This window comes from Xanthomonas hortorum pv. cynarae (genome assembly GCF_002939985.1).
In the GTDB taxonomy this organism is placed as follows: Bacteria; Pseudomonadota; Gammaproteobacteria; order Xanthomonadales; family Xanthomonadaceae; genus Xanthomonas; species Xanthomonas hortorum_D.
Window position 1 is genome coordinate 64,484 of the sequence record NZ_MDFM01000016.1, and the last position, 25,343, is coordinate 89,826.

At 63.9% G+C, this 25,343-nt stretch carries 24 protein-coding genes and 3 tRNA genes; 12 read left to right on the forward strand and 15 right to left on the reverse strand.

All coding sequences use genetic code 11. The features are described 5' to 3' along the window. The first annotated feature begins 398 nt into the window (after nucleotides 1-398). From ubiB to XcyCFBP4188_RS12725, 8 genes are all read left to right on the forward strand, one after another. A complete protein-coding gene (ubiB, locus tag XcyCFBP4188_RS12690) occupies nucleotides 399-2,075 on the forward strand; it encodes a 2-polyprenylphenol 6-hydroxylase (RefSeq protein WP_006453298.1) in 1,677 nt (558 codons plus the stop codon). Nucleotides 2,076-2,184: 109 nt separating this feature from the next. Then, nucleotides 2,185-2,826 carry a transcriptional repressor LexA gene (gene lexA, locus XcyCFBP4188_RS12695; protein WP_104592250.1) on the forward strand — a complete coding sequence of 214 codons (642 nt, stop codon included), beginning with the start codon at nucleotides 2,185-2,187 and terminating at the stop codon, nucleotides 2,824-2,826. A gap of 172 nt (nucleotides 2,827-2,998) precedes the next feature. Beyond that, entirely contained in the window at nucleotides 2,999-4,033 is a 1,035-nt protein-coding gene (gene recA / locus XcyCFBP4188_RS12700; RefSeq protein ID WP_104592251.1) for a recombinase RecA, read from the forward strand. A gap of 283 nt (nucleotides 4,034-4,316) precedes the next feature. Continuing rightward, nucleotides 4,317-4,805: a recombination regulator RecX gene (gene recX / locus XcyCFBP4188_RS12705; protein ID WP_006453295.1), complete on the forward strand. Its 489-nt coding sequence runs from the start codon at nucleotides 4,317-4,319 to the stop codon at nucleotides 4,803-4,805. Nucleotides 4,806-4,905: 100 nt separating this feature from the next. Further along, nucleotides 4,906-7,554: an alanine--tRNA ligase gene (gene alaS, locus XcyCFBP4188_RS12710; protein ID WP_006453294.1), complete on the forward strand. Its 2,649-nt coding sequence runs from the start codon at nucleotides 4,906-4,908 to the stop codon at nucleotides 7,552-7,554. Between the two features lie 139 nt (nucleotides 7,555-7,693). Next, nucleotides 7,694-7,906 carry a carbon storage regulator CsrA gene (csrA, locus tag XcyCFBP4188_RS12715; RefSeq protein WP_003481884.1) on the forward strand — a complete coding sequence of 71 codons (213 nt, stop codon included), beginning with the start codon at nucleotides 7,694-7,696 and terminating at the stop codon, nucleotides 7,904-7,906. An 83-nt stretch (nucleotides 7,907-7,989) separates the two neighbouring features. Next, a tRNA-Ser gene (locus XcyCFBP4188_RS12720) sits at nucleotides 7,990-8,082 on the forward strand. A gap of 271 nt (nucleotides 8,083-8,353) precedes the next feature. Then, nucleotides 8,354-10,300 (forward strand): methyl-accepting chemotaxis protein, encoded by a 1,947-nt coding sequence (locus tag XcyCFBP4188_RS12725; RefSeq protein ID WP_172839309.1) that lies wholly within the window; start codon nucleotides 8,354-8,356, stop codon nucleotides 10,298-10,300. 388 nt (nucleotides 10,301-10,688) lie between these two features. On the opposite strand, the gene XcyCFBP4188_RS12730 is transcribed toward XcyCFBP4188_RS12725, so the two are convergent. Further along, nucleotides 10,689-11,390 carry a pirin family protein gene (locus XcyCFBP4188_RS12730; protein WP_006453292.1) on the reverse strand — a complete coding sequence of 234 codons (702 nt, stop codon included), beginning with the start codon at nucleotides 11,388-11,390 and terminating at the stop codon, nucleotides 10,689-10,691. A gap of 136 nt (nucleotides 11,391-11,526) precedes the next feature. Between XcyCFBP4188_RS12730 and XcyCFBP4188_RS12735 the strand changes: the two genes are divergently transcribed. Continuing rightward, on the forward strand, nucleotides 11,527-12,471 hold the full coding sequence (locus tag XcyCFBP4188_RS12735) for a LysR substrate-binding domain-containing protein (RefSeq protein ID WP_006453291.1): 945 nt from the start codon (nucleotides 11,527-11,529) through the stop codon (nucleotides 12,469-12,471). A 44-nt stretch (nucleotides 12,472-12,515) separates the two neighbouring features. Continuing rightward, nucleotides 12,516-13,508 carry a DedA family protein/thiosulfate sulfurtransferase GlpE gene (locus XcyCFBP4188_RS12740; RefSeq protein WP_006453290.1) on the forward strand — a complete coding sequence of 331 codons (993 nt, stop codon included), beginning with the start codon at nucleotides 12,516-12,518 and terminating at the stop codon, nucleotides 13,506-13,508. A 60-nt stretch (nucleotides 13,509-13,568) separates the two neighbouring features. Here the strand turns inward: XcyCFBP4188_RS12740 and XcyCFBP4188_RS12745 are convergent. The 9 genes from XcyCFBP4188_RS12745 to XcyCFBP4188_RS12785 all read right to left on the reverse strand — a co-directional run bounded on the left by XcyCFBP4188_RS12745 (nucleotide 13,569) and on the right by XcyCFBP4188_RS12785 (nucleotide 19,014). Continuing rightward, a tRNA-Arg gene (locus XcyCFBP4188_RS12745) sits at nucleotides 13,569-13,645 on the reverse strand. A gap of 95 nt (nucleotides 13,646-13,740) precedes the next feature. Further along, nucleotides 13,741-13,817, reverse strand: a tRNA-Arg gene (locus XcyCFBP4188_RS12750). A gap of 199 nt (nucleotides 13,818-14,016) precedes the next feature. Continuing rightward, on the reverse strand, nucleotides 14,017-14,826 hold the full coding sequence (gene thiD / locus XcyCFBP4188_RS12755) for a bifunctional hydroxymethylpyrimidine kinase/phosphomethylpyrimidine kinase (RefSeq protein WP_006453289.1): 810 nt from the start codon (nucleotides 14,824-14,826) through the stop codon (nucleotides 14,017-14,019). Nucleotides 14,827-14,863: 37 nt separating this feature from the next. Next, a complete protein-coding gene (locus tag XcyCFBP4188_RS12760) occupies nucleotides 14,864-15,535 on the reverse strand; it encodes a YoaK family protein (protein ID WP_006453288.1) in 672 nt (223 codons plus the stop codon). 6 nt (nucleotides 15,536-15,541) lie between these two features. Then, nucleotides 15,542-16,024, reverse strand: coding sequence for a hypothetical protein (locus XcyCFBP4188_RS12765; protein ID WP_006453287.1), 483 nt, complete (start codon nucleotides 16,022-16,024; stop codon nucleotides 15,542-15,544). Further along, nucleotides 16,024-17,421, reverse strand: a complete 1,398-nt coding sequence (locus tag XcyCFBP4188_RS12770; protein WP_006453286.1) for a PhoH family protein — start codon at nucleotides 17,419-17,421, stop codon at nucleotides 16,024-16,026. Before XcyCFBP4188_RS12770 ends, XcyCFBP4188_RS12765 begins: the two co-directional genes overlap by 1 nt. An 82-nt stretch (nucleotides 17,422-17,503) precedes the next feature. Next, nucleotides 17,504-17,986: a peroxiredoxin gene (locus tag XcyCFBP4188_RS12775; RefSeq protein WP_006453285.1), complete on the reverse strand. Its 483-nt coding sequence runs from the start codon at nucleotides 17,984-17,986 to the stop codon at nucleotides 17,504-17,506. A 37-nt stretch (nucleotides 17,987-18,023) separates the two neighbouring features. Continuing rightward, nucleotides 18,024-18,374 (reverse strand): ribonuclease E inhibitor RraB, encoded by a 351-nt coding sequence (locus tag XcyCFBP4188_RS12780; RefSeq protein ID WP_074057641.1) that lies wholly within the window; start codon nucleotides 18,372-18,374, stop codon nucleotides 18,024-18,026. A gap of 13 nt (nucleotides 18,375-18,387) precedes the next feature. Next, nucleotides 18,388-19,014, reverse strand: a complete 627-nt coding sequence (locus tag XcyCFBP4188_RS12785; protein WP_023903766.1) for a glycine cleavage system transcriptional repressor — start codon at nucleotides 19,012-19,014, stop codon at nucleotides 18,388-18,390. 93 nt (nucleotides 19,015-19,107) lie between these two features. On the opposite strand from XcyCFBP4188_RS12785, the gene dapA reads away from it, so the two are divergent. Next, on the forward strand, nucleotides 19,108-20,016 hold the full coding sequence (gene dapA, locus XcyCFBP4188_RS12790; RefSeq protein WP_006453282.1) for a 4-hydroxy-tetrahydrodipicolinate synthase: 909 nt from the start codon (nucleotides 19,108-19,110) through the stop codon (nucleotides 20,014-20,016). A 16-nt stretch (nucleotides 20,017-20,032) separates the two neighbouring features. Then, nucleotides 20,033-20,548 (forward strand): hypothetical protein, encoded by a 516-nt coding sequence (locus tag XcyCFBP4188_RS12795; protein WP_043911465.1) that lies wholly within the window; start codon nucleotides 20,033-20,035, stop codon nucleotides 20,546-20,548. 128 nt (nucleotides 20,549-20,676) lie between these two features. Here XcyCFBP4188_RS12795 and fdxA read toward each other — a convergent pair whose 3' ends face one another. The 5 genes from fdxA to XcyCFBP4188_RS12820 all read right to left on the reverse strand — a co-directional run bounded on the left by fdxA (nucleotide 20,677) and on the right by XcyCFBP4188_RS12820 (nucleotide 25,084). After that, nucleotides 20,677-21,000 carry a ferredoxin FdxA gene (gene fdxA / locus XcyCFBP4188_RS12800; protein ID WP_006453280.1) on the reverse strand — a complete coding sequence of 108 codons (324 nt, stop codon included), beginning with the start codon at nucleotides 20,998-21,000 and terminating at the stop codon, nucleotides 20,677-20,679. A 454-nt stretch (nucleotides 21,001-21,454) separates the two neighbouring features. Beyond that, on the reverse strand, nucleotides 21,455-22,399 hold the full coding sequence (locus XcyCFBP4188_RS12805; protein WP_104592252.1) for a 2-dehydro-3-deoxygalactonokinase: 945 nt from the start codon (nucleotides 22,397-22,399) through the stop codon (nucleotides 21,455-21,457). Next, complete coding sequence (locus XcyCFBP4188_RS12810) at nucleotides 22,396-23,313, reverse strand: SMP-30/gluconolactonase/LRE family protein (RefSeq protein ID WP_046932131.1); 918 nt, start codon at nucleotides 23,311-23,313, stop codon at nucleotides 22,396-22,398. Before XcyCFBP4188_RS12810 ends, XcyCFBP4188_RS12805 begins: the two co-directional genes overlap by 4 nt. Then, nucleotides 23,307-24,455 carry a galactonate dehydratase gene (gene dgoD / locus XcyCFBP4188_RS12815; protein ID WP_006452717.1) on the reverse strand — a complete coding sequence of 383 codons (1,149 nt, stop codon included), beginning with the start codon at nucleotides 24,453-24,455 and terminating at the stop codon, nucleotides 23,307-23,309. Before dgoD ends, XcyCFBP4188_RS12810 begins: the two co-directional genes overlap by 7 nt. After that, entirely contained in the window at nucleotides 24,452-25,084 is a 633-nt protein-coding gene (locus tag XcyCFBP4188_RS12820) for a 2-dehydro-3-deoxy-6-phosphogalactonate aldolase (RefSeq protein ID WP_006452718.1), read from the reverse strand. The genes dgoD and XcyCFBP4188_RS12820 overlap by 4 nt, the downstream gene beginning before the upstream one ends. Between the last annotated feature and the right edge of the window lie 259 nt (nucleotides 25,085-25,343).

Below are 25,343 nucleotides of genomic sequence, written 5' to 3' on the forward strand. Positions count from 1 at the left end.
GGTTACAGCAAGCACGATCTAACGTGGGCTAAGCCTGATGTGGAGGGAGGCGCGACATCGTCATGCAGATCGGCTACAAACAAGCTCTCGTTGTTGAGCTGCGTGCCGATGCATCTGATGTTCGCCCCTGTGTTGTTTTCCTCCATGCCGCAGGCCGCTGTTGGCGGGCTGCTCTTTTTTATGGGCTGCTGCGCTGCATATCTTCAGCAGTCTGTGCGTAAGACCCTCGCTCACTCGATGACCGTGCGTGTCTGCGACGATGCAAGTGACTGCACAGCGCAGAGATCGCGTCGAAGAAAAGCATCACCGGTGGTATCGACCTTCAACATCCCACGGCGCGCTGCGCAGCGTGTTTGCGTGCAGTACTTGCATGCCGCACACGCACAGGCGGTGCACTGATGTGGGAAGCGCTCGGCACCGTTCGTGACCTCGGACGTCTGCAGGAAATCGCCGCGGTCCTGATTCGTTACGGGTTCGGCGATGTGGTGCGCCGCATTGGCTTGGCCGATGTGCTCGAACGTGCCGGCAAGCTGTTGCACTGGCATAACGCCGAAGGCCGCCTGCGCCTGTCCGCCGCAATGCGCGTGCGGCGCGCCCTGGAAGAACTCGGGCCAACCTTCGTCAAGCTGGGGCAGGTACTGGCCACGCGTGTGGACCTGTTGCCGCAGGAGTGGATCGAAGAGTTGAGCGAGCTGCAGAACGCAGTTCCCGCGCTGCCGTTCGAGCAGATCCGCCCGCAATTGGTCGCAGCGCTGGGCGCCGAGCCTGAGAGCGTGTTCGCGCGCCTGGACGAACACCCTTTGGCTGCCGCATCGCTGGCGCAGACGCATCGGGCCTGGCTTGCCGATGGCACACCGGTGGTGTTGAAGATCCGTCGCCCCGGTATCGGCGACACCATCGATGCAGATCTGCGCCTGCTCGCGCGACTGGCTGAGATCGTGGAAGCACGTGCCCCCGACCTGAAGCGCTATCGCCCCGCCGAAGTCGTGCAGCAATTCACCGTGTCCCTGCGGCGCGAACTCGACTTCGCCGCCGAGTGCCGCAATGCCGAACGCATCGCCGCCAATTTCGCCAACGACCCCAATGTCGTGGTGCCAAAGGTGTATTGGGAGTGGACCTGCGACTCGCTGAATGTGCAGGAGTTCATCGACGGTATTCCCGGGCGCGATCTGGCCGCAGTCGATGCGGCCGGCCTGGACCGCAAGGCGCTTGCACGCACCGGCGCCGGCATCGTGTTCAAGATGGTGCTGCAGGATGGCTGCTTCCATGCCGACCCGCACCCGGGAAACATTTTCTATCTGCGCGACGGGCGCATTGCGGTGATCGACTTCGGCATGGTCGGGCGCGTCTCCGAGCAGCGCCGGTTTCAGGTCGCGCAACTGCTGCACGGCATGGTGAGCTATGACGCCGAAGCGGTCATCGACGTGCTGCTGGAGTGGGCCGGTACCAATCTGGATGTCGATGAGTCGCGCTTGCAGCAGGACATCGGCGCCTTCGTCGACGAATATCGTGGCGTGCCGTTGAAGGAACTGCGCATCGGCGCAATGCTTGGCGATGTCACCTCCATCCTGCGCGATCACGGGCTCACGTTGCCCTCGGATCTGGCGCTGATGATCAAGGCGTTTCTCACGCTCGAAGGCATGGGCCGCCAGCTCGACCCGGATTTCGATATGGCCAGCGAAGCGCGCCCGTATCTTGAACGCGTGGTGCTGCAGCGTTACGCACCGAGCGCGATGTTGCGGCGCAGCCGGCGTACCGTGACCGGGGCGATCGATCTACTTGGCGATCTGCCGCGCGATCTCAAACGGCTGCTGCAGGCCGCGCGTCGTGGCAAGCTGCAACTGCATGTCGAAACGCGTGCGTTGCGCGAGTTCGGCGAGCAGGTCGATCGTGCCGCCAATCGGCTCACCATGGGCATTGTCACCGCGGCATTGGTGATTGGCTCGTCGATCGTCATGAACAGCGTCGGCGGCAGTGCCAGTCGCTGGCTGCTGGCGTTGGGTGTCGGCGGGTTCATCGGTGCGGCACTGTGCGGCATCTGGATCCTGTTCTCGATCTGGCGCAGCCGGCGTTAGCGCAGCCGTTCGGCTTCGATGCTGCTGTCTGCAACCCGCTCGTCGGGTTGCAGACCAAAGCTGCAAACAACAGTTGCGCAGGCGTCAGTTAGTAGTAATACTACTAACCATGGAACTGACCGATACCCAGCAAGCAATCCTGGCCTTGATCGCCGAGCGCATCGACGCCGATGGCGTGCCGCCCTCGCAAACCGAGATCGCGCGTGCGTTCGGTTTCAAGGGCGTGCGCGCAGCGCAGTACCACCTGGAGGCGCTGGAACAGGCGGGTGCGATCCGTCGTGTTCCGGGTCAAGCGCGTGGCATCCGCCTGGCCGGGCGGGGCACACAGTCGCGCACACCGCCGGCCAGCGAGCCTGTCCGCGACGACGTATTGCGTCTGCCAGTGCTGGGCCGCGTTGCAGCCGGCCTGCCGATCGGCGCGGATATCGGCTCGGACGACTTCGTGGTGCTGGACCGGGTGTTCTTCTCGCCCTCGCCGGACTACATGCTGAAAGTGCAGGGCGATTCGATGCGCGACGAAGGCATCTTCAACGGCGACCTGATCGGCGTGCATCGCACCCGTGACGCGCGCTCGGGGCAGATCGTGGTCGCCCGGATCGATGAGGAGATCACGGTCAAACTGCTGAAGATCGGCAAGGACCGCATTCGGCTGCTGCCGCGCAACCCGGACTACGCGCCGATCGAAGTGTTGCCGGATCAGGATTTCGCGATCGAGGGCTTGTATTGCGGGCTACTGAGGCCAAATCGTTGAGCAGTGCGCTGATGGGCGTGCTGGCTTTTTCCCGAGCCGGCACCGCAGGATTTCCCGCTGCCATCGCACTGACCGCATCCCTAATCTGAGTGTGTCGCCGCCAGTCTCAGCCTGTGCGATACACCACCGCTACATTCGCCCTACACCGAAATCACTGACAAGGATCACCCAGATGGACGAGAACAAAAAGCGCGCCCTTTCCGCAGCACTGAGCCAGATCGAAAAGCAATTCGGCAAGGGTTCGGTCATGCGCATGGGCGACCGCGCCATCGAGGCGGTCGAAGTCATTCCAACCGGTTCGTTGATGCTGGATATCGCACTCGGCATCGGCGGTCTGCCCAAGGGGCGCGTGGTCGAAATCTACGGGCCGGAAGCCTCGGGCAAGACCACGCTGACCCTGCAGGTGATCGCCGAATGCCAGAAGAAGGGCGGCACCGCAGCCTTCATCGATGCCGAGCATGCGCTGGACCCGATCTATGCTGCCAAGCTGGGCGTCAACGTCGACGATCTGCTGCTGTCGCAGCCCGATACCGGCGAGCAGGCGCTGGAAATCGCCGACATGCTGGTACGTTCGAGCTCGGTGGACATCGTGGTGGTCGACTCGGTCGCCGCGCTGACCCCGAAGGCGGAAATCGAAGGCGAGATGGGCGACCAGCTGCCAGGTCTGCAGGCACGTCTGATGAGCCAGGCGCTGCGCAAGCTGACCGGCAACATCAAGCGCTCCAACACCCTGGTGGTCTTCATCAACCAGCTGCGCCACAAGATCGGCGTGATGATGCCGGGCCAGAGTCCGGAAGTGACCACCGGCGGCAATGCGCTGAAGTTCTACGCCTCGGTGCGTCTAGATATCCGTCGTATCGGCGCGATCAAGAAGGGCGATGAAATCATCGGCAATCAGACCAAGATCAAGGTGGTCAAGAACAAGCTGGCGCCTCCGTTCAAGCAGGTCGTGACCGAAATTCTCTACGGCGAAGGCATCAGCCGCGAGGGCGAATTGATCGACATGGGCGTGGAAGCCAAGCTGGTCGAGAAGGCCGGCGCCTGGTACAGCTACGGCGAAGAGCGCATCGGGCAGGGCAAGGACAATGCGCGTACCTATCTGCGCGATAACCCGCAGGTTGCGATCAAGCTGGAAGCCGAGCTGCGCGAGAAGTTCCAGCCCGCCGAAGCGCCGCGTGAAGCCGGCGACGACGCCGAGAAGGAATAAGCGATAAGAGCAGCCAGAAGAACCTGGCGGATAGCTGTCAGATAGGTGGGGCGGTGCGCAGGAAGCGCAGGCGACGGGTGGTAGGTGCTCGCCTCTAACGCTGGCCGCACCTGTCTGACAGCAGTGCAACAGGTTTCGATGGCCGCTCCAAAGTTTTTCTATCGCGGGGACGGTGGAGTCAGTGCCGCCGCGCTTCGCGATAGATCTATCGAAGGCCAGGAGGGCAGGCGCCATGGACGGCGCATTGGTTGAGCAGTGATTTGGTGATTCAGGACACCTCACGATGGACGAGCAAGAGCCCGCGCCAAAGCGGGGACGCCGGTTCAAGGAACAGACGCCGGTCCAACGCGCACTCGGATTGCTGGTGCGTCGCGAGCATTCGCGCAAGGAATTGAACCGCAAGCTGCTGGCGCGCGGCATAGAGCCGGAAGCTGCCGAGGCTGCCGTAGAGCGTCTCGCGGGTGAAGGCTGGCAGGACGACACCCGGTTTGCGGCGTCGGTCGTTCGTAATCGTGCAGGCTCGGGCTATGGTCCACTGCATATTCGCGCCGAACTCGGAACCCATGGCCTGGATAGCGAGGCCATCAGTGCTGCCATGGAGACCTTTGAAGGCGATTGGACCGAAAACGCACGCGATTTGATCCGTCGTCGGTTCGGCGAACAAGGCCCGGTGGATCTGCCGCAGCGGCGCAAGGCCGCCGATCTATTGGCCCGGCGTGGTTTTGATGGCAACAGCATTCGTAGCGCCACGCGCTTCGAGCTTGAGGACTGAGGGCGTCAGGCCTGCTACCCTTTGTGGTTTAAGGTTGTTCCGCTCGTCTGCGCCCACATTCATTGGGTGACCGGGACCGCCGCCCGCCCAATGCCAGCACATGAACGCACCTGCCAAATACAGCACTTCCCAGATCCGTAGTGACTTCCTTGCCTTCTTCGAGGGCAAGGGCCACACCATCGTGCCGTCCGCACCGCTGGTGCCGGGCAACGACCCGACCTTGCTGTTCACCAACTCGGGCATGGTCCAATTCAAGGACGTCTTTCTCGGCGCGGAAAAGCGCAGCTATGTGCGTGCTGCCGACGTGCAGCGCTGCCTGCGTGCCGGCGGCAAGCACAACGATCTGGATTCGGTGGGCTATACCGCGCGCCACCACACGTTCTTCGAAATGCTGGGCAATTGGTCGTTCGGCGATTATTTCAAGAAGGACGCCATCAGCTGGGCCTGGGAGCTGCTGACCCAGGTCTGGAAGCTGCCGGCCGACCGCCTGCTGGTCACGGTGTACCACACCGACGAAGAAGCCTTCGCATTGTGGCGCGACATGATCGGCATCCAGGAAAGCCGCATCGTGCGCATCGGCGACAACAAGGGGGCGCCATATGCCTCCGACAATTTCTGGCAGATGGCCGATACCGGTCCATGCGGCCCGTGCACCGAGATCTTCTTCGACCATGGTGATCACATCGCCGGTGGTCCGCCAGGTTCGCCGGACGAGGATGGCGATCGCTTCATCGAGATCTGGAATCTGGTCTTCATGCAGTTCGATCGGCAGCCCGATGGCACCTTGATTCCGTTGCCGGCCCCGTGTGTGGATACCGGCATGGGTCTGGAGCGTCTCGCTGCGATCCTGCAGCACGTGCATACCAATTACGAAATCGACGTGTTCCAGGCGTTGATCGGCAAGGCCAGCGCGCTGACCGGCGTTGCCGATCTGGAAAACAAGTCGCTGCGGGTGATCGCCGATCACATCCGCGCCTGTTCGTTCCTGATCGTCGATGGCGTGCTGCCCTCCAATGAAGGTCGTGGCTATGTGTTGCGCCGGATCATCCGGCGTGCGCTGCGCCATGGCTGGATGCTCGGTGTGCGCCAGCCGTTCTTCAGCAAGATGGTGCCGACCCTGGTCGAGCTGATGGGTGAGGCCTATCCGGAGCTGGTGGTCGCTCAAGCGACGGTCGCGCGCGCCTTGCTGGCCGAGGAAGAGCGCTTTGCCGAAACGCTGGACGCCGGCATGAAGATCTTCGACGACGTCGCTTCGCGCGCGCAGGAGGTCATTCCCGGTGCCGATGCATTCCGTCTGTTCGACACCTACGGATTTCCGGTCGATCTGACCTCCGACATCGCACGCGAGCGCGGCTTGCGTGTGGACATGGAGGGCTTCGAGTTCGCCATGGAGCGTCAGCGCGAGACGGCGCGTGCCGCAGGCAAGTTCGGGGGTGGCGTCGCATTGCCGGCCGATCTGGTCGCTACGATGTCGCCGACAGTGTTTCTGGGCTACGAAGCCTACGACGCCGATGCGCTCAAGGTCGTTGCGTTGCTCAAGCAGGGTCGTCCGGTCGAACGCGCCGACGCCGGTGACGAGGTCATCGTGTTCACCGACCGCACACCGTTCTATGCCGAGTCCGGTGGTCAGGTCGGCGATAGCGGTCAACTGAGCGGGACCGGTGTCTCCATCGACATTGCCGATACGCAGAAATTTGCCGGGCAGTTTCATGGTCATGTGGGGCGCATCACCGAAGGCGCGCTTGCGCTGGGCGATGTGCTGTCCGGCGGGATCGACGTGCAGCGTCGCGGCAAGACCATCCTCAATCACTCGGCCACGCATCTGCTGCATGCGGCCTTGCGCGAAGTATTGGGCACGCACGTCCAGCAGAAGGGTTCGTTGGTTGCGCCGGATCGTTTGCGTTTCGACTTCTCGCACTTTCAGCCGATCACTGCCGAAGAACTCGCCGTGATCGAACGCAAGGTCAACGCCGAGGTGCGCACCAACCACGGTGTCGAAGTGCACAACATGGCCATGCAGGAAGCGCTGGATTTCGGCGCGATGGCGTTGTTTGGCGAAAAGTATGGCGAAAACGTGCGTGTGCTGAAGATGGGCGGGTATTCCACCGAACTCTGCGGCGGCACCCACGTCACCCGTACCGGCGACATCGGCCTGTTCAAGATCACCTCCGAGGGTGGTGTGTCTTCGGGCGTGCGCCGTATCGAGGCGGTGACCGGGCAGGGCGCGCTGGACTACGTGGCCGACGAAGAGCGTCGTCTGCTTGAGGCCGCTCATCTGCTCGGCGGCAATGCGACTGAAGTCGTCGACAAGGTGCGCGCGCTCACCGAGCGCCAGAAGCGTCTGGAGCGTGAGCTGGAATCACTCAAGGCCAAGCTCGCCTCGGGTGCGACTGCAGATTTGGGCGCCAGCGCTGTCGACGTGGCCGGAGTCAAGGTCATCGCGGTGCGTCTGGAAGGCTTCGATGCCAAGGCACTGCGCGATGCGATGGATCGGCTGAAGCAGCAATTGGGCGATTCGGTGATCGTGCTGGCGGGTGCATCTGCCGGCAAGGTCGCGCTCGTTGCCGGCGTGAACGGTAGCCCAACTGGCAAGGTGAAGGCAGGGGAACTCCTCGGCCATATCGCCAGTCAGATCGGGGGCAAGGGCGGTGGCCGTCCGGATCTCGCCCAGGGTGGTGGCGAGGACGGGCCCGCCCTTGCGACCGCACTCGACGGCGTGCACTCCTGGGTCAAGCAACACTTGGGCTGAACACTTGTCCTGCCATGCCTTGCTGGCTGGCAGGATCTGCCGCTACCATTTCCGGTCTATTCCCTTTACCTATAGACGCGTCTCATCAGGAGGCCGTCGATGCTGGTGGGAAACCCACCGGTTCCAGGAGATTTGAAAAATGTTGATCCTCACTCGCCGGGTAGGCGAAACCTTGATGATCGGCGACTCGGTCACTGTTACCGTGCTCGGCGTCAAGGGTAATCAGGTGCGCATCGGCATCACCGCACCGAAAGATGTGGCTGTGCACCGCGAAGAAATCTATCAGCGCATCCAGCGTGGCGATGAGCCGGTCGCTTCCGGCGCGCATCACGGCGACGATTCTTCGAATTGATTGTCGTAAAGGGTTTACGTTAGCCCCCCTTACCCGGTATTCTTCGCGGCCTGCCACGGACATCGCGGCAGGACGTGAAAACTGGAGCGATGCCCGAGCGGCTGAAGGGGCTCCCCTGCTAAGGGAGTATAGGGTCAAAAGCTCTATCGAGGGTTCGAATCCCTCTCGCTCCGCCAGTGTTCTAGACGCCCGCAAATCATTGATTTGCGGGCGTTTTTATTTGCGTCGCATAATCGGTTTTCAAGCGGTGCTGGTGAGCTTTGCAGCATGCTCATCGCACTCATCGCACCTCGTCCTCAATGCACACTTGCGCGTGTTCTTGGCCGCATCTGAATCGCCTCAAACCTGCGGCATGCAGGGGTTCAAGTAACTCCGGTATAGGTCGCTAAACACGTGACCTACAGCTCGGATTTCAATGTGATGCGCTTACCGCCGCTACTTGGACGCCTGTTCTCTTTCTGGAGCCGCAGGCTGCAACACAAAGCCAATGCGGTGGACCGGGTCATGGCGGTGATCGAGTTCGATCTGGATGGCCGCATTCTGGATGCGAACGAGAACTTCCTGTCCTTGATGGGCTACCGGCTGGACGAGGTGGTCGGCCAGCATCACCGCATGTTCGTGACTGCCAGTGATCGCGACAGCGAAAGCTATCGTCAGTTCTGGGCGGCACTGCGGCGCGGCGACTTCAACGCCGGGCGCTTTTGCCGGTTGGACAAACACGGGCGCGAGGTGTGGATCAACGCGTCGTACAACCCGCTGCTGGATCGATCCGGCAACGCCTATCGCGTGGTGAAGTACGCCACCGACATCACGGCGCAGGTGCGCCAGACCGCCGATTTCGAAGGGCGGATCGATGCGATCGACAGGGTCATGGCGGTCATCGAGTTTTCGCTGGATGGCACCGTGCTCGAGGCCAACCAGAATTTTCTGCAGGTGATGGGTTACCGGCTCGATGAGATCCGCGGCAAGCATCACGGCATGTTCGTGGATGCGTCCACGCGCCAATCGGCAGCCTATCGCGCGTTCTGGGAAAAGCTCGGGCGCGGCGCATTCGATGCGGGGCGCTACAAGCGCGTCGGTAAGGATGGGCAGGACGTGTGGATCCAGGCGTCCTACAACCCGGTCCTCGATGAGCATGGGCGTCCATACAAGGTGGTCAAGTACGCCACCGATGTGACCCGTCAGGTGATCGATTCGGCCGATGCAGATGGCCGCATCCAGGCCATCGACAAGGTGATGGGCGTGATCGAATTCGATCTGGAAGGGCGCGTGCTGAGCGCCAACGATAATTTCCTGGCGATTTTGGGATATCCGGCCGCCGAAGCGATCGGGCAGCACCATCGCGTGTTCGTGGATGCGGCGTATGGCGTCTCCGAGGAGTACCGCAATTTCTGGGCGAAGCTGGCGCGTGGGCAGTTCGATGCGGGCCGTTATCGCCGGCTGCGCAAGGACGGTAGCGCGGTGTGGATCCAGGCCTCCTACAACCCGATCCTGGATGTCTCCGGACGGCCGTACAAGGTGGTCAAGTACGCCACCGATGTGACCGATCAAGTGCGCTCGGCCGAGCGCATGCGCGAGTTGATGCGGCAGACCATGAGCATCGCGCAGAACGTGCAGCGCGAGGCGCACCATATTTCGATCAGCAATGAGGAACTGGTGAGCCGCGCATCCTCGCAGTCCACCGCAGTGGCGCAGACCTCGACCACCATCGATCAGCTGGCGGAAACCGTGCGCATCAATTCCGAGAGCGCGGGGTCGGCGCAGCGCATGGCCGAAGAGTCGGCCAATGTTGCGCGACGCGGTGCCGAGGTCATCGCCGAGGTGGTCAAGACCACCGCCAACATTCGTTCGGCGACCGATCGCATTGGCCAGATCATCGAGGTGATCGACGGCATCGCCTTCCAGACCAACATCCTGGCGCTCAACGCGGCAGTGGAAGCGGCGCGCGCCGGCGAGCAGGGGCGTGGATTTGCCGTGGTGGCGACCGAGGTGCGTAGTCTGGCGCAGCGCTGCAGCGTGTCGGCCAAGGAGATTCGTTCCCTGATCGACAACGCGACCGATCAGGTTGGCGATGGTTCGCGCCTGGCCGAACAGGCCGGTGTGGTGATGCAGGACATGGTCGGCTCGGTGCTTCGCGTGACCGCAACCGTGGAGCAGATCGCCGCCGCCAGCCAGGAGCAGGCGCAGGATATTTCGACCGCCAACACGGCGCTGCAATTGATTGGCGTGCAGGCGCGCGACCAAGCGCGGATGGTCGACGATCTGGCGCGTTCGGCGCATGTGCTCGAAGCCGATGCGGATGCGTTGTTCGCATTGGTCAACGGCGATGCCGATGGGTCTTCTGCAATAAAGGGTGCGCACGCAGAGCCGTTCGCCAAATCGCAGGCCGCGTGACTCAGGCGGCGTGACTGTGGGCATTCGCTGTGTGGCGTTGTTGAAGCGGCTATACCCACCCTCGTAGTTGCCTAGCTGCGGCGCGTGCCGGCAGCTAGGTCTGCGCAAAACTAAAAGCGCTCGCCAGCAGATGCATCCGCGCACCACAAAGACCGCCAGAACCTAATGCTGTTCACTGAGGTAGCTGATCGAGGGCTCCTGCATCTCGGCATAGTCTCCAATCGGCTCATTCTTCAAGCTAAATAAAAAACGGCGCTCCCCGCGCGGGAAGTGCCGTTTTTTCAAGTGAACTGCATTGCGCCAGGAGCGCGCTTTGCCTGTTCCAACCAGCTGCGATCATGCGGCGCGCCGATTCACTGCAGCGCGCCGCACTACCAACCGCTGCCGCTTACTTGGGCAGATCGAACACCAGCACTTCTGCGTCGCGTGCGTCGGCCAGCACGAGTTCCTGCTCGGCGGTGATCTGCAGCGCATCGCCAGCGGATAGTGCTTGTCCGTTGACGCTCAGGCTGCCGCGCACCACCTGCACGTAACCGATGCGTCCCGCTGCCAGCGGGTGTTGCAGACGCACGTCGCCGTCGAGGATGGAGGCGTACAGGCGTGCGTCCTGGTGCAGGCGCAACGAGCCGGCTTCGCCGTCGGGCGAGGCGATCAGGCGCAGCTGATTGCGCTTGCTGTCGGTGTCGAAATGCTTTTCCTCGTAGCTGGGTTCGATGCCGTTGCGTTCGGGCATCACCCAGATCTGCAGGAAATGCACCGGCTCGCTGGCCGAGTGATTGAACTCGCTGTGGCTGACGCCGCTGCCGGCGCTCATGCGCTGCACGTCGCCGTAGTGCAGCACCGAGCCGGTGCCCATGCTGTCCTTGTGCTCCAGCGCGCCATCCAGGACGTAGGAAATGATCTCCATGTCGCGGTGGGCGTGGGTGCCGAAGCCTTCGCCCGGCTGCACCTTGTCTTCGTTGATCACCCGCAGCGGGCCGACGCCCATGTGGCGCGGGTCGTGGTAGCTGGCGAAGGAAAAGGTATGGCGCGAGGACAACCAGCCATGCTCGGCGCGGCCACGGGTTTCGCTCTTGCGGACATTCAACATGCTGCTTCTCCTTGAAAGATCTCGAATGGCGCCGGGGAGTGAATCGGTGTCCCTGCGGCTTGATGCGTAGTCTCCGCCTCCGTGCGGGAGACAAAAAGCGAGTAGATTTGGCCGCTATCATCGAAAAAATCGAACAATGAAAATCAGCCTGGAAGCGCTGCAAATCCTGGATGCGATCGATCGCCGTGGCTCGTTCACCGCTGCGGCCAAGGTGCTGTCCAAGGTGCCGTCGACGATTTCCTACACGGTGTCCAAGCTCGAAGACGATCTGGGGGTGCAACTGTTCGAGCGGCTCGGTCCGAAGGCGACGCCGACCCAGGCCGGGCGCGAGTTGTTGCGCGAGGGACGGCACCTGTTGCGTGCCGCGCAGGAGCTGGAGGTGCGGGTGCGGCGGGTGGCGTCGGGTTGGGAGTCGGACTTTGCGATCGGGCTGGATGCGATTCTGCCGGTGGTGTTGCTGCAGGCGCAGATACTGGATTTCTACACGGTGGCCGATAGCACGCGCCTGCGCGTGTTGAGCGAATCGCTCTCCGGCAGTTGGGAGGCGCTACTGGATCGGCGCGTGGATCTGATCGTCGCGGCGGGCGAGGGGCCGAGTGGTGGTGGCTATGTCGCCGAGCCGATCGGCACGCTGCGTTTTGTGTTCGCGGTGGCCTCCACGCATCCGCTGGCGGGCGCCGGCATGCTGGGTGCGACCGAACTGGCCGAGCATCGTGCGATCGCTGTAGCGGATTCGGCGCGACGGTTGCTGCCGCGCACGGTGGGCCTGTTGTCCGGGCGCGACGTGCTCACTGTGCCGGACATGCAGGCCAAGCTGCAGTTGCAGCTGGCCGGCGCAGGCTACGGGTTTCTGCCCGAGGCTTATGCGCGCGGCGCGCTGCAGGACGGCCGGCTGTGCGAGGTGCAGGTAGAAACCCACAAGCCCGACGAGACGTTCTATCTGGCATGGCGGCCGGGCGAGGAGGGCGAGGCATTGGGCTGGTGGCGGCGCGCCCTGCGCAGCGAGGGCCTGTTCGATGGCTGGTTGCAGTCGCTTGCCGAGACGTATCGTTCTGCCGCTGCCGGGCAGTCGCGCGCGTGAAGAAGGGCGGATAATGCGCGTTCGTCGTCGCGCAGGGTCGTCGCATGCAGGGCTTGATCGAACAGTACGGATTGGCCCTGGTGTTCGCCAATGTGCTGGCGTTGTCGCTGGGGCTGCCGGTGCCGGCGTTGCCGACGCTGGTGTTGGTCGGTGCCGGCTACGCGCTGCGCGGCGGCAGCGATGCATGGCTGGCCGGGTTGGCGGCGTTGGGCGTTTCGGTATTGGCGAGCCTGCTCGGCGATCTGGCCTGGTATCTGGCCGGTCGCCGCTTCGGTAATCGCACCCTGCAGTCGCTGTGCCGGCTGTCGCTGTCGCGCGATACCTGCATGAAAAAGACCGAGCGGTTCTTCTCGCGCTGGGGCGTGCGGATATTGGCGGTGGCCAAGTTCGTCCCGGGGTTGTCGATGGTCTCGGTGCCGATGGCCGGCGCAATGCGGGTGCGCCCGGCGGCATTTCTGCGCTACGACGCCTTCGGTGCAGCGTTGTGGGCGTTGGTCGGTCTGGGCCTGGGGGCGTTGTTCGCCCACCAGGTACAGGACGTACTCGCGTTTCTGTCCGAGCTTGGGTCGGGCGCGGTTGTCGTGTTGGCGGTGTTGTTGGCCTGCTACATCGGTTGGCGCTGGTGGCGACGGCATAGCCTGCTGCGTTCGCTGGTGCATGCGCGCATTGCAGTCGACGAGCTGGTGCCCTTGCTCGATGGCGAAGAGAGCCTGCGGCCTGCCGTGCTGGATATCCGCGCACCGGGATATCGCGATCTGCAGCCGTACACGATTCCCGGCGCGGTGTTTGCCGACGAGCGACAGCTTGTACAGATTCTGGCCACCGTGCCGCGCGATCGCAGTGTGGTGATCTATTGCGCGTGTCCGGATGAGGTGTCGGCGGCGTGGCTGGCGGGGCGAATGCGCGAGCGCGGTTATCGCGATGTGCGTCCGCTGCTGGGCGGGCTGGATGCATGGCGCGATGCCGGGCATCCGGTGACCTCGCTGCTGCCGGTGGCGGTGGTTGGTGGGCCAGATGCCGTTGGGGCGATGGCCTGATTGCGCTTGCTTTCATTCGGACAAAAAAAAGACCAGCAAGCTGGTCGTTTTCTTCAAGATTGGTGCGCCCGGAGAGATTCGAACTCCCGACCGCCTGGTTCGTAGCCAGGTACTCTATCCAACTGAGCTACGGGCGCATTATCTTGTTTTGACTTGCACATCCGTCGCAGTGCGAGCGGAGGTTTAACTAAAAAGACAGCGATGCAATGCTGTCTTTTTGCTGTTCTGATGATGGTGCGCCCGGAGAGATTCGAACTCCCGACCGCCTGGTTCGTAGCCAGGTACTCTATCCAACTGAGCTACGGGCGCGTCGTCAGGAGCGGAATTATGCGGATGCGTGGCGCACTCGTCAATCCCTTTGTGAAATGCGATTGGCAGCGGCCTCACCCATGCGGTAGCGCGGGCGCCGCCGTCATTACGGCAGGTGCGTTTCATCCACGCGAAATAAGTGCTGCCCACGCTCAGCTGCGTGTCTTCCAACCAACATGTGGCTAGCTGCTACGCACGTTCATGCGCTGGGCGCAGCACCGAAATGATCGAGCACCAGCACCTCGCCATGCCCGGGCGTGTAGCCGAGCCGGATCGCGCGCGCCACGTAGTCGATGGACGCCTCGCAGGCGTTGAGGAGCGACAGGCCCTGGCACAGCTGTGCGGCAATCGCAGCCGACAGGCTGCAGCCGGTGCCGTGCGCATCCACCTGCAGGCGCGGATGCATGAACACGTCCTGGGTGACGCCGTCATCGAAGCGGTCGATCACGCGTGCGCCTTCAAGCAGATGTCCGCCTTTGAGCAACACCGCATTGGCGCCAAGGTCGAGCAGGGCGGCGGTGGCGTGCTCGGCGGCGTCGGCATCGTCGATGCGGCGGCCGGTCAGCAGTTCGGCCTCGGGCGTGTTGGGGGTGATCAGCGTGGCCAGTGGCAGCAGGCGCGTGCGTAACGCATCCAGTGCGGCGTCTTCCAGCAGGCGCGCGCCGCTGGTGGAGACCATCACCGGGTCGAGCACCACGAACGGTGGGCGATGTTTTTCGAGCAGATCGGCTACGCAATGGATGACCTCGGCATTGGCGAGCATGCCGAGCTTGACCGCCTGAATCTCGAAATCGGCAAAGCAGGCATCGATCTGCGCCTGCAGAAATGCGATCGGCGGGATGTGCACGGCGGTGACCGCGCGGGTGTTTTGCGCGGTCAAGGCGGCAATCGCCGACAAGCCGTGCACGCGATGCGCGGCGAAGGTCTTGAGATCGGCCTGGATGCCGGCACCGCCGCCGGAGTCGGAACCGGCGATGGTCAATGCGGACAGCGTGCTGGGCGTGGTCATGCGTGGATTCTGCACTGCTGTCGGTCGGATGTGCGGGTCATCGCGCGCGCCAGCGACGCCATTGCAGGTAGGCAACGTAGCCGGCACCGGTCAATCCGGTGAGGCCGGCTGGCAGATAGAGCGCGTCGTAGTGCCAGCGCTGGAACAGCCAGGTACCGAGGATGCTGCCGCCGAGAAAGCCGCTGATGATCAACCCGCTCAGCGTAAGCCGGCGCAGTTGCAGCGGGCGCCCGCGCAGCAGATGCCCCAGGCCGATGCCCAGGTCGGTGAACATGCCGCTCAGATGCGTGGTACGGACCGCTGCGCCGCTGAGGGTGGTGGCCATGGCGTTCTGCAGGCCGCAGGCGCCTGCGGCGACCAGTACGCCGCCGATGTGATGCAGCTTGAACAGCGGAATCGCGGCCAGCAACAGCAGCGCTTCGAGCAGCAGTGCCGCGCCGTAGCGCTGTCCAAGCCGCAAGACATCGTCCTGGATGATCAGGCCGCTGAGCATGGCGCCTGCGCAGAAGGCGATCAGAATGCCCCAGAGAAAGCCGATTTCCGGCCCGGTGTCTTGCACCAGGGCAACGCCGAGCAGGCTGGTGGTGCCGGTGAGGTGGCTGACCACCTGATGTTCGGAGCCCAGGTAGCCGACCACGTTGACCATGCCGGCCACACCCGACAATGCCACCGCGCCAATCCAGACCCAGCGCGGCAGCAGGATTCCCATCTCGGGTCAGGGGGTGCCGTTGACGGCGATCTGCGAAAACGCGCCGGTTTGCGGGTCGTACAGCGCGCCCCAGAAGGCACTGCCGCCGTCGCACACCCGGATCGCCTCTTTGGCCGGTTTCACTGGCGGATCGTTTGGCAGCTTGAAGGCATTGATGTAGATCAGCTGCTGGCCCTGGATCACCGCGCCCACATATTGACGGTCGAAATCGCGCGGCTCGGGAATGGTCGGCGTCAATGCATCCTGCCTGGATTCGAGCTGTTCGATCTGTTGCTGGCTCGGTGTCCAGTAGCCGGTGATCTGGCCCGGATGGCGCGCCGGGCTGTCGCGCGAGCAGGTGTCCAGCACCTGCTCGGCAATGCTCTGGCGGGTGATAACCCAGGACTGACCGCTCTTGATGTTGGTCGGCACGCTGGCGGGCGGCGGCGTGGTGACGCAGCCGGCCAGCGCGATCAGTGCGAACGCAGCAGCGCCGCGCAGCGGATGCATCACAACACCTCCGAGGCGAAGTCGGCCAGACGCGAACGCTCGCCGCGCCGCAGCGTGATGTGCGCGCTGTGCGGCCAGGCCTTGAAGCGATCCACCGCGTAGGTCAGGCCCGAGGTGGTTTCGGTGAGGTAGGGCGTGTCGATCTGTTCGACGTTGCCCAGACACACGATCTTGGTGCCGGGGCCGGCACGCGTGATCAGCGTCTTCATCTGCTTGGGGGTGAGGTTTTGCGCCTCGTCCAGGATCAGATAGCGTGACAGGAAGGTGCGCCCGCGCATGAAGTTCATCGAGCGGATCTTGATGCGGCTGGCGAGCAGATCGTTGGTTGCCGCACGCCCCCAGGCACCGCCTTCCTGATTGTGCGTGAGCACTTCCAGGTTGTCGGTCAGTGCGCCCATCCATGGGGTCATCTTTTCTTCTTCGGTGCCGGGCAAAAAGCCGATGTCTTCGCCCACGCTCACGGTGGCGCGGGTCATGATGATTTCGCGGTAACGCTGCTGATCCATCGTCTGCGCCAGGCCGGCAGCCAGCGCGAGCAGGGTCTTGCCGGTGCCGGCGGTGCCGAGCAGGGTGACGAAATCGATCTCCGGATCCATCAACGCGTTGAGCGCGAAATTCTGCTCGCGGTTGCGCGCCACGATGCCCCACACCGCGTGCGGGCTGGTGCGGAAATCGTCCACCAGGCACAACGTGGCCTTGCCGCCACCGATCCTGGCCACGCGCAGTTCCACTTCGTCCTCGCCCGGCAGATACAGGTACTGGTTGTGATGCCAGTCTTCGTCGTCGGCCAGCACGATTTCGTAATGGGTGCGGCCACGCTCGTTCCAGCTGCGCAGGTCTTCGTTGTGCTTCTGCCAGAAGTCTTCCGGCAGCTCGACAGCACCGGTGAACAGCAGGCTGAAATCGTCCAGCGCGCGATCGTTCTGGTAGTCCTCCGCATTCAGGCCGCTGATGTAGGCCTTGATGCGCAGGTTGATGTCCTTGGACACCAGAATGACCGGCACGTCCGGGTTTTCTTCGCACAGCGCCAGCACCGATGCCAGGATCTTGTTGTCCGGAATCATCTCGCCGAAGGTGCGGCCCGGATCGATCGGGTGGATCTGGAAATACAGCCGGCCGATCGCGGCCTGGCCCTTGAGCTGGATACCCTGCGGGTGGCTGAGCAGGATGCCGGTCTTGATCTGCTCGGCGTTGGTGTTCTCCAGCAGTTCGTCCAGGAAGCGACTGACCTGGCGCGCGTTACGGCTGACTTCGGAAGTGCCCTTCTTGGCGTTGTCGAGTTCCTCGATCACCTGCATCGGCAGGAACACATCGTGTTCCTCGAATTTGAACAGCGCGGTGGGGTCGTGCATCAGCACGTTGGTGTCCAGCACGTAGATGCGCTTGCCTCGGGTCATTGGGTCTTCCAAGTGATGGAGCAGGGGCGAGCCATCACGCCTGCAGGCGCAGGGTGATGGAGGACACGGGAAACGAGGGGTGTCACTGTTTGGCGTGCGCCTTCAACGCAGCCAGCACGGCGTCGGCATGGCCGGCGACCTTGACCTTGCGCCAGGCCTGCACCACATGCCCCTCGGGCGACAGCAGGAAGGTGCTGCGCTCGATGCCGAGCACCTGCTTGCCGTACATGTTTTTTTCCTTGATCACGTCGAAGGCGCGGCACAAGGCCTCGTCGCCATCGCTGATCAGCGGAAAGGTGAATCCCTGCTTGGCGCAAAAATTGTCGTGCGACTTCACCGAGTCGCGCGAGACGCCCAGGATCACCGCGCCAGCCTGTGTGAACTGCGGCAGCAGCGCGTTGAAATCCAGGCCTTCGGTGGTGCAGCCGGGCGTGCTGTCTTTCGGATAGAAGTACAGCACCACCCATTTGCCGGCGTAGCCGCGCAAGCTGGTCTGGGTGCCGCCGGACAGCGCCAGCGGCAGGTCGAAGGTTGCAGCGGGTAATTCAAAGACAGCGTCGGTCATCGTTGCTCAGCCCAAAGTGGAGGGGCGTGCGGCTCGGTCATGCCGGGCCGACGTCCATCCCATCATAAGCAGCCACATGGAAACGTTTGGCAAGCGCGTCGAACTCCGCATTGCGCTGATTCAGCGACTCGATGGTGTGCTGTTCCAGCTTGTCCACATGCAGGAAATACGATTCTTCGTCGTCGCCATCGTCTTCGTCGCGTTCGCCAAGGAAGATGTCGATGACGCGATAGCCGTCCGTGGTCAGTTGCTCGGCGAGTTTTTGCAGCGGTTGCTGCTCCGGGTCGGCGAAGAAATATTCCCAGCGCAACGGACCGTCGAGATTCCAGTCGGTCTCGGAGCGGATGTGATCGAACATCTGTTTCAGCGCGGATAGGGCGATGGCCATCGGAACGTCTGCCTTAAAACTTCATCGGGTCCATGATCGCGTCGAGATTGAGGTGATCACAGAATTCCAGAAAATCATCGCGCAATGCGGCGATGTGCATGTTGGCCGGCACCCCGATCGTCACCTGCGCAGAAAACATCTCCGCGCCGGTCTGCATGGCGCGATAGCGCGTGCTCTGCAGGTTCTCGATGGTGATGCCCTGGCGGTCGAAGAAATCGGCCAGTTGGAACAGTATGCCCGGCTTGTCGGCAGCGATGACCTCGACGATGTAGGGCAGCAGGTTGGACTGGGTCTGCTTGGGGCCGGTGCGGTACCAGACCAGCTTGAGGCCTTCCTCGCGTTCGAGCCGGGTCAGCATCGCTTCGAGCTTGGCGACCGAATCCCAGGAGCCGGTGGCCAGTGCGGTGACCGAGACATCGCGCCCCACCGTGGCCAGGCGGGCGTCCACGAGATTGCAGCCGCTGTCGGCGATGCGGCGGGTGACGGGCAACAGGGGGGACTCCGGATGCGTCGTGTAGGCGTTGATCAGGAGGTGATTTTCGGTCGGCGAGGGCCGGGGTGTGGTGTCGGTCAAAGGGGGTTCCGGCATTGCATCAGGCTGAATGGCCGCCCGGGCAGGCGCCCTGGCGATGACCAGCATACTTGCCCGTGGTTTCGCGCCGCAAGTAACATGCAGGCGGCCACAACCCGCGTGCGCGCGGGCCTTTTCCTGTCACGTAAGAGCAGCTGAATCTTGTCCCTTTCCGGCATCATCACCGCGCTGGCGACCCCTTTCGGTCCGGATGGCGCACTCGACCTGGATGCCTGGCGGCGGCTGCTGGAGCAGCAGCTGCATGGCGGCGTGCAGGGAATCGTGGTTGCCGGCTCCACCGGCGAAGCCGCTGCATTGAGCGACGAGGAGTACGACACGCTGTTGCGTGCTGCCGTTGCGCAGGTCGCCGGCCGGGTGCCGGTGCTGGCCGGTACCGGGCTGTCGGGCACCGCCAAGACCATTGCGCAGACACGTCGCGCCGCCGCCTTGGGCGCGCAGTACGCGCTGGTGGTGACGCCGCCGTACGTGCGTCCGACCCAGGCCGGCTTGCACGCGCACTTTCTGGCGGTTGCTGACAACGGCGGGCTGCCGGTGGTGCTGTACAACGTGCCGGGCCGCACCGGTTGCGATCTGTCGCCGGAGACGGTTGCCGAGCTGGTCGGGCATCCGAATATCATCGGCATCAAGGAAGCGCGTAGCGAACCCGAGCGCATCGCCGCGCTGCTTGCGTTGCGCAGCGATATTTTTGTGGTGCTCAGTGGCGACGATGGTAGTGCCGCGCATGCGATGCTGTCGGGCGCCGACGGGCTGATTTCGGTGGCGTCCAATGCGTTGCCGTCGGCGTATCGGCGGTTGTGCGATCTGGCCCGCGATGGTCAGCGCGACGCTGCACTCGCCTGGGACGCGCGCCTGAGCGAGTACCACAGCTTCTGCGGTATCGAATCCAATCCCATCCCGGTCAAGGCGCTGCTGCAGCGGGCCGGGATCGGGCACGGCCTGCGTTTGCCGTTACTGCCACTTTCTTCGGCGCACCAGCCTGCCGCCGACCGCCTTGCCGCCGACGCTGTTGCGTTGGAAGCGCTTTCCAGCCGCGAAATGCTCGCGGCCTGACCCAGGAGATCTATCGATGCGTCATTCCGTTTCCCCCGTCCGCGTGCTCTCGCTCGCGTTGCTGGCGACCGCCACCGTCGCCGCCACGAGCGGTTGCAGCTGGTTCCACAAGGGCGCGCGCGGCGACTACGCGCTGGCGCCGGAGGCCCGTCCGCTGGAAGTGCCGCCGGACCTGAACCTGCCCGACACCTCGGGTGCGATGAAGGTGCCGACGCTGGCATCGACCACCCAGCAGACCACCTCGGCGCCGTCGGCAAGCGCCAACAGCGGCTTCACCGTGCCGGGCGATCGCGATGAGGTGTTTGCCAAAGTGGGCGCAGCACTGGCCGATATCCCGGGCCTGACCATCGCCAGCAAGGCGCAGATGCTCGGCTCCTACGACGTGACCTACGAAGGCGCCAGCTTCCTGGTGCGCGTGGTCAAGACCGACGCCGGCAGCTATGTGTCGGCCGTGGACCCGCGTGGCATGCCGGCAACGTTGGCGGCACCGGTGTCGCTGATTGCTGCGTTGAAGGGCAAGTTGGGCGGCTGAGTCTGGTAGTTGCCAGTGTCAGATAGCAAAACGGGCGCTTTGGGCGCCCGTTTTGCGTTTTGGTGCTGTGTCGCCGCCGCAGTGTTGCGCTGTCGCAACGTGCCGGGCTGGATAGCGCAACGCTGTTTTTAGCGCTGCAGCAGCGGCAACTTGTTCGGCTTGCCGTCCCATTCGGCGGCATCGGGCAACGGCTCCTGGCGCACGGTCAGCACCGGCCAGGCCTTGGCGAGCTCAGCGTTAAGCGCGACGAAGCCTTCCTGGCCTGCTGGCACGTCGTCTTCCGGGTAGATCGCGTTGGCCGGGCATTCGGGCTCGCAAAGGGTGCAGTCGATGCACTCGTCCGGGTCGATGACCAGAAAGTTCGGGCCGACATGGAAGCAATCCACCGGACAGACCTCGACGCAGTCGGTGTATTTGCACTTGATGCAGTTTTCGGTGACAACAAAAGGCATGGTGGAATCCGGCGTTTAGCCTGCCAATTCTAAAGCAGTCGGGTGCTGGGTGTGGGGGTGATGGGGATTTTGGGTTTCTGCGTTGGGGTTGATTCCTTCTCCCATCGGGAGAAGGTGCCCCGCAGGGGCGAATGAGGGTACGGGCGAAGCCTCGGGTTACCCGCCATTCGTAGCGGCTTCGCCCCGTACCCTCACCCCAACCCCCGCTCCGCGCCCCGGCCCGCGCTTGCGGCGCGGGCGCTCCAAGGCACACGCGCCAGTGGCGCGTAAGCCGTGCCTTCTCGCCCCGCAGGGAGAGGGGTTTTTGAGCCTTCTCCCGTCGGGAGAAGGTCGCGCGCTAACGCCGGATGAGAGGCGCCGCAGCAATACTCTTCGGCATGACGAACACGTCGCCACGCGCCAGCCGAAGTAAATCAACGGCCGGCGGCTTGATCAGATCAACTTACGCTGCGTATCAAACCAACTCACGCTGGCTGGCCAGCGCGAACAACCCCGTAGCGGCCAGATCTTCCGCATGCAGCTGGGTTTTGATACCCAAATGCGCCAGCGCCAGTGCATAGCGCTGCGCCAGGCCGGGGCTGCCGACCAAGTGGACGGTGCCTTGATTGCCGTGGTGCTCGCGCAGTTCGTGGCCGATCAGCAGGCCCGAGAGGTAGGACGGCAGTGCGGTGGCGGTGAGGCGGTCGAACAGGCCCAGCGTGCGGGCGCCGAACAGGTGGTGGCTGAGGCCGCCGGGGTCGGCGCTGCGATCGACACCTTGCAGGAACGCGTCGCCGTCGAGTTCGGCGTGATCGTCCTGCATCAACTTGCCGAGGATGCTGTGCTGGCGCAGCACCGCATACAGCTCGCCGGTCATGACGGTGGCGAAACCGGTCAGCTGGCCGTTGGCGATCTGTGCCCATTTGCTGTGGGTGCCGGGCAGGCAGGCGACGTGTTCGCCGTCGCCGAGTGCGGCGATCAGGCCGACCAGTTGGGTTTCTTCGCCGCGCATGACATCGGGCACGCTATGCCGTTCGCCGGTGCCTACATCGGGCATACCGTGCTGTTCGTCGGTGTTCGCATCGTGCACGCCGCGTCGTTCGCCCGTGCTCACGCCGGGCACGAACCACAGGGTGCGTCCGGGCAGCAGGTCGTCATAGCTGCGCATGGCCTGCGCAAGCGCGGTGGTGTCGGCAGGGCAGGGTAGATAGGGCTGTTCAACCCAGCCGTTGCGGCTGCCGATCATGCCCGAGAGCAGAACCGGGCCGGCCCAGCCCTCGATCAGTGCGCTCAACACCTCGGCGAAGCGGCCCTGGCAGGCCAGGATGCCGTCGCTGCCGCGGCGTTGCTCCAGCACCTTGCCGCCGGCATCGAGCAGATACCCGCGCAGGCTGCTGGTGCCCCAGTCGATGGCGATCATGCGCTGGCCACCCGGCTCTCGGGCAGGCCGTTGATGGGCAGGTCGCAGAAGTACAGGCCGCCGGCTTCCGGCGTGCGGGCAAGTTCTTCGGCGCTGTGGTCCAGGCGTGAGCTGATCACATGCAGACGATCCAGCGCGGCGCCGCCGAAGGCGCTGCAGGTGGGGTGCTTGACCGGCAATTGCACGATGCGCTCGACACTGCCGTCGGGGCGATAGCGCACCACGCGCCAGGCGCGCCACTGCGCATTCCAGAGATGACCCTCGCTGTCGATGATGGAGCCATCCGGCTCGGCATCGTCGCGATCCAGTGTGGCGAACACGCGCGTGTTGCCGGTCTGCGCGCTGTCGGCGTCGTAGTCGCAGCACAGGATCTGCGGGCGCACCGAGTCGCAGTAGTACAGCGTGCGGCCATCGGGACTGAAGCAGATCGAGTTGGGGATCGACACGCCCGGCAGCGGCAAGGCGCGCAGACCGTGACGCAGCGAGAACTGATACATCGCGCCGCGTTCAGCCTTGTCGTCGTGTTCGTCCATGGTGCCGAACACGAAGTTGCCGTTGCGATCGGCGCGGCCATCGTTGCTGCGCGTGAGCGGGTTGTCGGCTTCGACATCGGCGAGCTTTTCCAGCGGCAGCGCATCGCCCTCTCCGTCGGCGTTGTCCGGGTCGGCGATGCAGATCGATTTGGCCAGCGCGATCAGCACGCGGCCGTCGTCCATCAAGCCGATGCAGCCCGGCCGATCGGGCAGCGTCCAGTAGCGCGTATGCGCGCTTTGCGGGTGATGGCGCCACAGGCGTTTTTCGCTGATGTCGACCCAGTACAGCGCCTCGCGCTGCTCGCACCACAGCACGCCTTCGCCATGCGTGCAGCGGCTGTCGACCGCCAACACGGCGGTGTGTTCGGTCGTGCTCACCATTCGGCGATGCTGCCATCGCTGTGACGCCACACCGGGTTGCGCCAATCGGGCGGATTTTCGTTTGCGCGCTTGAGCATGTCTTCGTTGATCTCCACACCGAGCCCGGGCTTGGGCAGGGCGGCGATACTGCCATCTACACACTGAAAATCGTCTTTATTGATGACGTAATCGAGCAGGTCGGCGCCTTCGTTGTAATGGATGCCGATGCTCTGTTCCTGCAGCACCGCGTTGTGCGAAACGAAGTCCACGTGCAGGCAGGCGGCCAGCGCGATCGGGCCGAGCGGGCAGTGCGGAGCGAAGCCGACATCGTAGGCTTCGGCCATCGCGGCGATCTTGACGCACTCGGTGATGCCGCCGGCATGCGAGAGATCCGGCTGCACCATGCCGATCCCGCCGGCGCACAGCACGTTCTTGAATTCGAAGCGCGAGAACATGCGCTCGCCGGCAGCCAGCGGAATCGAGGTGCTTGCGGCCAGGCGCGGGTAGTACTCGGCCTGTTCGGCCAGCACCGGTTCTTCCACGAACAGCGGCTTGAACGGTTCCAGCTCGCGCAGCAGCGCCTTGGCCATCGGCGCGCCGACGCGGCCGTGGAAGTCGATGCCGAAGTCGATGGTGTTGCCGAAGGCCTCGCGGATCTCGGCGACCTTGACCACCGCTGCATCGACCGCGCGCGCGCTGTCGATCAGCTTCATCTCTTCGGTGCCGTTGAACTTGAAGGTGTCAAAGCCGAGCGCGCGGTAGTCGGTGATCTGCTGGATGATGGCGCCGGGGCGGTCGCCGCCGACCCAGCGGTAGGTCTTCATGCGGTCGCGCACCAGCCCGCCCAGCAGCTCGTACACCGGCACGCCCAGCGCCTTGCCCTTGATGTCCCACAAGGCCTGGTCGATACCGGCGATGGCGCTCATCAGGATGGCGCCGCCACGGTAGAAACCGGCACGGTACATGGTCTGCCACAGGTCGTTGATGCGTGCCGGATCCTTGCCGACGACATAGCCGGCCAGTTCATGCACGGCGGCTTCCACCGAGCGCGCGCGGCCTTCGATGACCGGCTCTCCCCAGCCGGTGATGCCCTCGTCGGTCTCGACCTTGAGGAACAGCCAGCGCGGGGCGGCGTGGTAGGTGGTGAGGCGGGTGATCTTCATCCTTGCAGTTCCTGGTAGGCCTGCACGAAGGCGCGTGCATGCGTCTGGGTCGTTTCGAGTGATTGCGCGGGTTTGTACAGCTCGCCACCGATGCCGGCGCCGGCAGCGCCCTGGGCGAGGAAGCCGGCCAGGGTCTGCGGGCTCACGCCGCCGACCACATACACCGGAATGTGCTTGGGCAGCACCGAGCGCAGCGCGCGTACGTGCGCTGCGCCATAGGTGGCTGCGGGGAACAACTTCAAGATCGTTGCACCGGCATCGATGGCATCGAACGCCTCGCTGGCGGTGGCGAAGCCGGCCACCACGGTGAGCCCGCGTGACACCGCATGGCGGATCAGCGACGGACGCGTATTCGGAGTGACGATGAAGCGCGCGCCGATCTCGGCCAGGGTGTCGACGTCTTCGTTGCGCAGCACGGTGCCGGCGCCGATCCAGGCGCGCTCGCCGTAGGTCTGCTGCGCCAGCGCGATGCTCTCGGCCCAGCGTGGCGAGTTGAGCGGGATTTCGATCGCGTCGAAACCGGCATCGATCAGCGCGCCGACGTGGGCGAGCGTTTCTTCCGGCGTGATGCCACGCAGGATGGCGATCAGCGGCAGGGCGAACAGGCTGGCAGTGGTGTCTGAGGTCATCGGGTTACTCGCGATAGAGCGGAAAGCGGCCGTCGGCGACCAGATGGCCGGCAACGTCGGGGGAGCTTGCGCAACTGCGCGCTGCAACGTGGTCTGCAGGCGCACGGTGAAAGAGTCAGGAACATGGGGGCGGGCAGGGCGCCGCGACGCAATGACGGGCCGATTGCAGCAATTGCGTGCGCACTCCAACAGCCTGCAATGGGCTGGCAAGATGCCGTCATCGTCGTCCACCTCCGCAGTCATGGCATGCGTGTTGCCA

Coding starts and splice junctions, on each gene's coding strand:
- alaS (WP_006453294.1), top strand. CDS start 4,906: ATGAACGCACCTGCCAAATACAGCACTTCCCAGATCCGTAGTGACTTC.
- thiD (WP_006453289.1), bottom strand. CDS start 14,826: ATGACCACGCCCAGCACGCTGTCCGCATTGACCATCGCCGGTTCCGAC.
- XcyCFBP4188_RS12765 (WP_006453287.1), bottom strand. CDS start 16,024: ATGCATCCGCTGCGCGGCGCTGCTGCGTTCGCACTGATCGCGCTGGCC.
- XcyCFBP4188_RS12785 (WP_023903766.1), bottom strand. CDS start 19,014: ATGCTGGTCATCGCCAGGGCGCCTGCCCGGGCGGCCATTCAGCCTGAT.
- dgoD (WP_006452717.1), bottom strand. CDS start 24,455: ATGAAGATCACCCGCCTCACCACCTACCACGCCGCCCCGCGCTGGCTG.
- recA (WP_104592251.1), top strand. CDS start 2,999: ATGGACGAGAACAAAAAGCGCGCCCTTTCCGCAGCACTGAGCCAGATC.
- XcyCFBP4188_RS12760 (WP_006453288.1), bottom strand. CDS start 15,535: ATGGGAATCCTGCTGCCGCGCTGGGTCTGGATTGGCGCGGTGGCATTG.
- recX (WP_006453295.1), top strand. CDS start 4,317: ATGGACGAGCAAGAGCCCGCGCCAAAGCGGGGACGCCGGTTCAAGGAA.
- XcyCFBP4188_RS12795 (WP_043911465.1), top strand. CDS start 20,033: ATGCGTCATTCCGTTTCCCCCGTCCGCGTGCTCTCGCTCGCGTTGCTG.
- XcyCFBP4188_RS12810 (WP_046932131.1), bottom strand. CDS start 23,313: ATGGTGAGCACGACCGAACACACCGCCGTGTTGGCGGTCGACAGCCGC.
- XcyCFBP4188_RS12805 (WP_104592252.1), bottom strand. CDS start 22,399: ATGATCGCCATCGACTGGGGCACCAGCAGCCTGCGCGGGTATCTGCTC.
- csrA (WP_003481884.1), top strand. CDS start 7,694: ATGTTGATCCTCACTCGCCGGGTAGGCGAAACCTTGATGATCGGCGAC.
- ubiB (WP_006453298.1), top strand. CDS start 399: ATGTGGGAAGCGCTCGGCACCGTTCGTGACCTCGGACGTCTGCAGGAA.
- XcyCFBP4188_RS12775 (WP_006453285.1), bottom strand. CDS start 17,986: ATGACCGACGCTGTCTTTGAATTACCCGCTGCAACCTTCGACCTGCCG.
- XcyCFBP4188_RS12770 (WP_006453286.1), bottom strand. CDS start 17,421: ATGACCCGAGGCAAGCGCATCTACGTGCTGGACACCAACGTGCTGATG.
- XcyCFBP4188_RS12730 (WP_006453292.1), bottom strand. CDS start 11,390: ATGTTGAATGTCCGCAAGAGCGAAACCCGTGGCCGCGCCGAGCATGGC.
- XcyCFBP4188_RS12780 (WP_074057641.1), bottom strand. CDS start 18,374: ATGGCCATCGCCCTATCCGCGCTGAAACAGATGTTCGATCACATCCGC.
- XcyCFBP4188_RS12820 (WP_006452718.1), bottom strand. CDS start 25,084: ATGACCTCAGACACCACTGCCAGCCTGTTCGCCCTGCCGCTGATCGCC.
- lexA (WP_104592250.1), top strand. CDS start 2,185: ATGGAACTGACCGATACCCAGCAAGCAATCCTGGCCTTGATCGCCGAG.
- XcyCFBP4188_RS12735 (WP_006453291.1), top strand. CDS start 11,527: ATGAAAATCAGCCTGGAAGCGCTGCAAATCCTGGATGCGATCGATCGC.
- XcyCFBP4188_RS12740 (WP_006453290.1), top strand. CDS start 12,516: ATGCAGGGCTTGATCGAACAGTACGGATTGGCCCTGGTGTTCGCCAAT.
- fdxA (WP_006453280.1), bottom strand. CDS start 21,000: ATGCCTTTTGTTGTCACCGAAAACTGCATCAAGTGCAAATACACCGAC.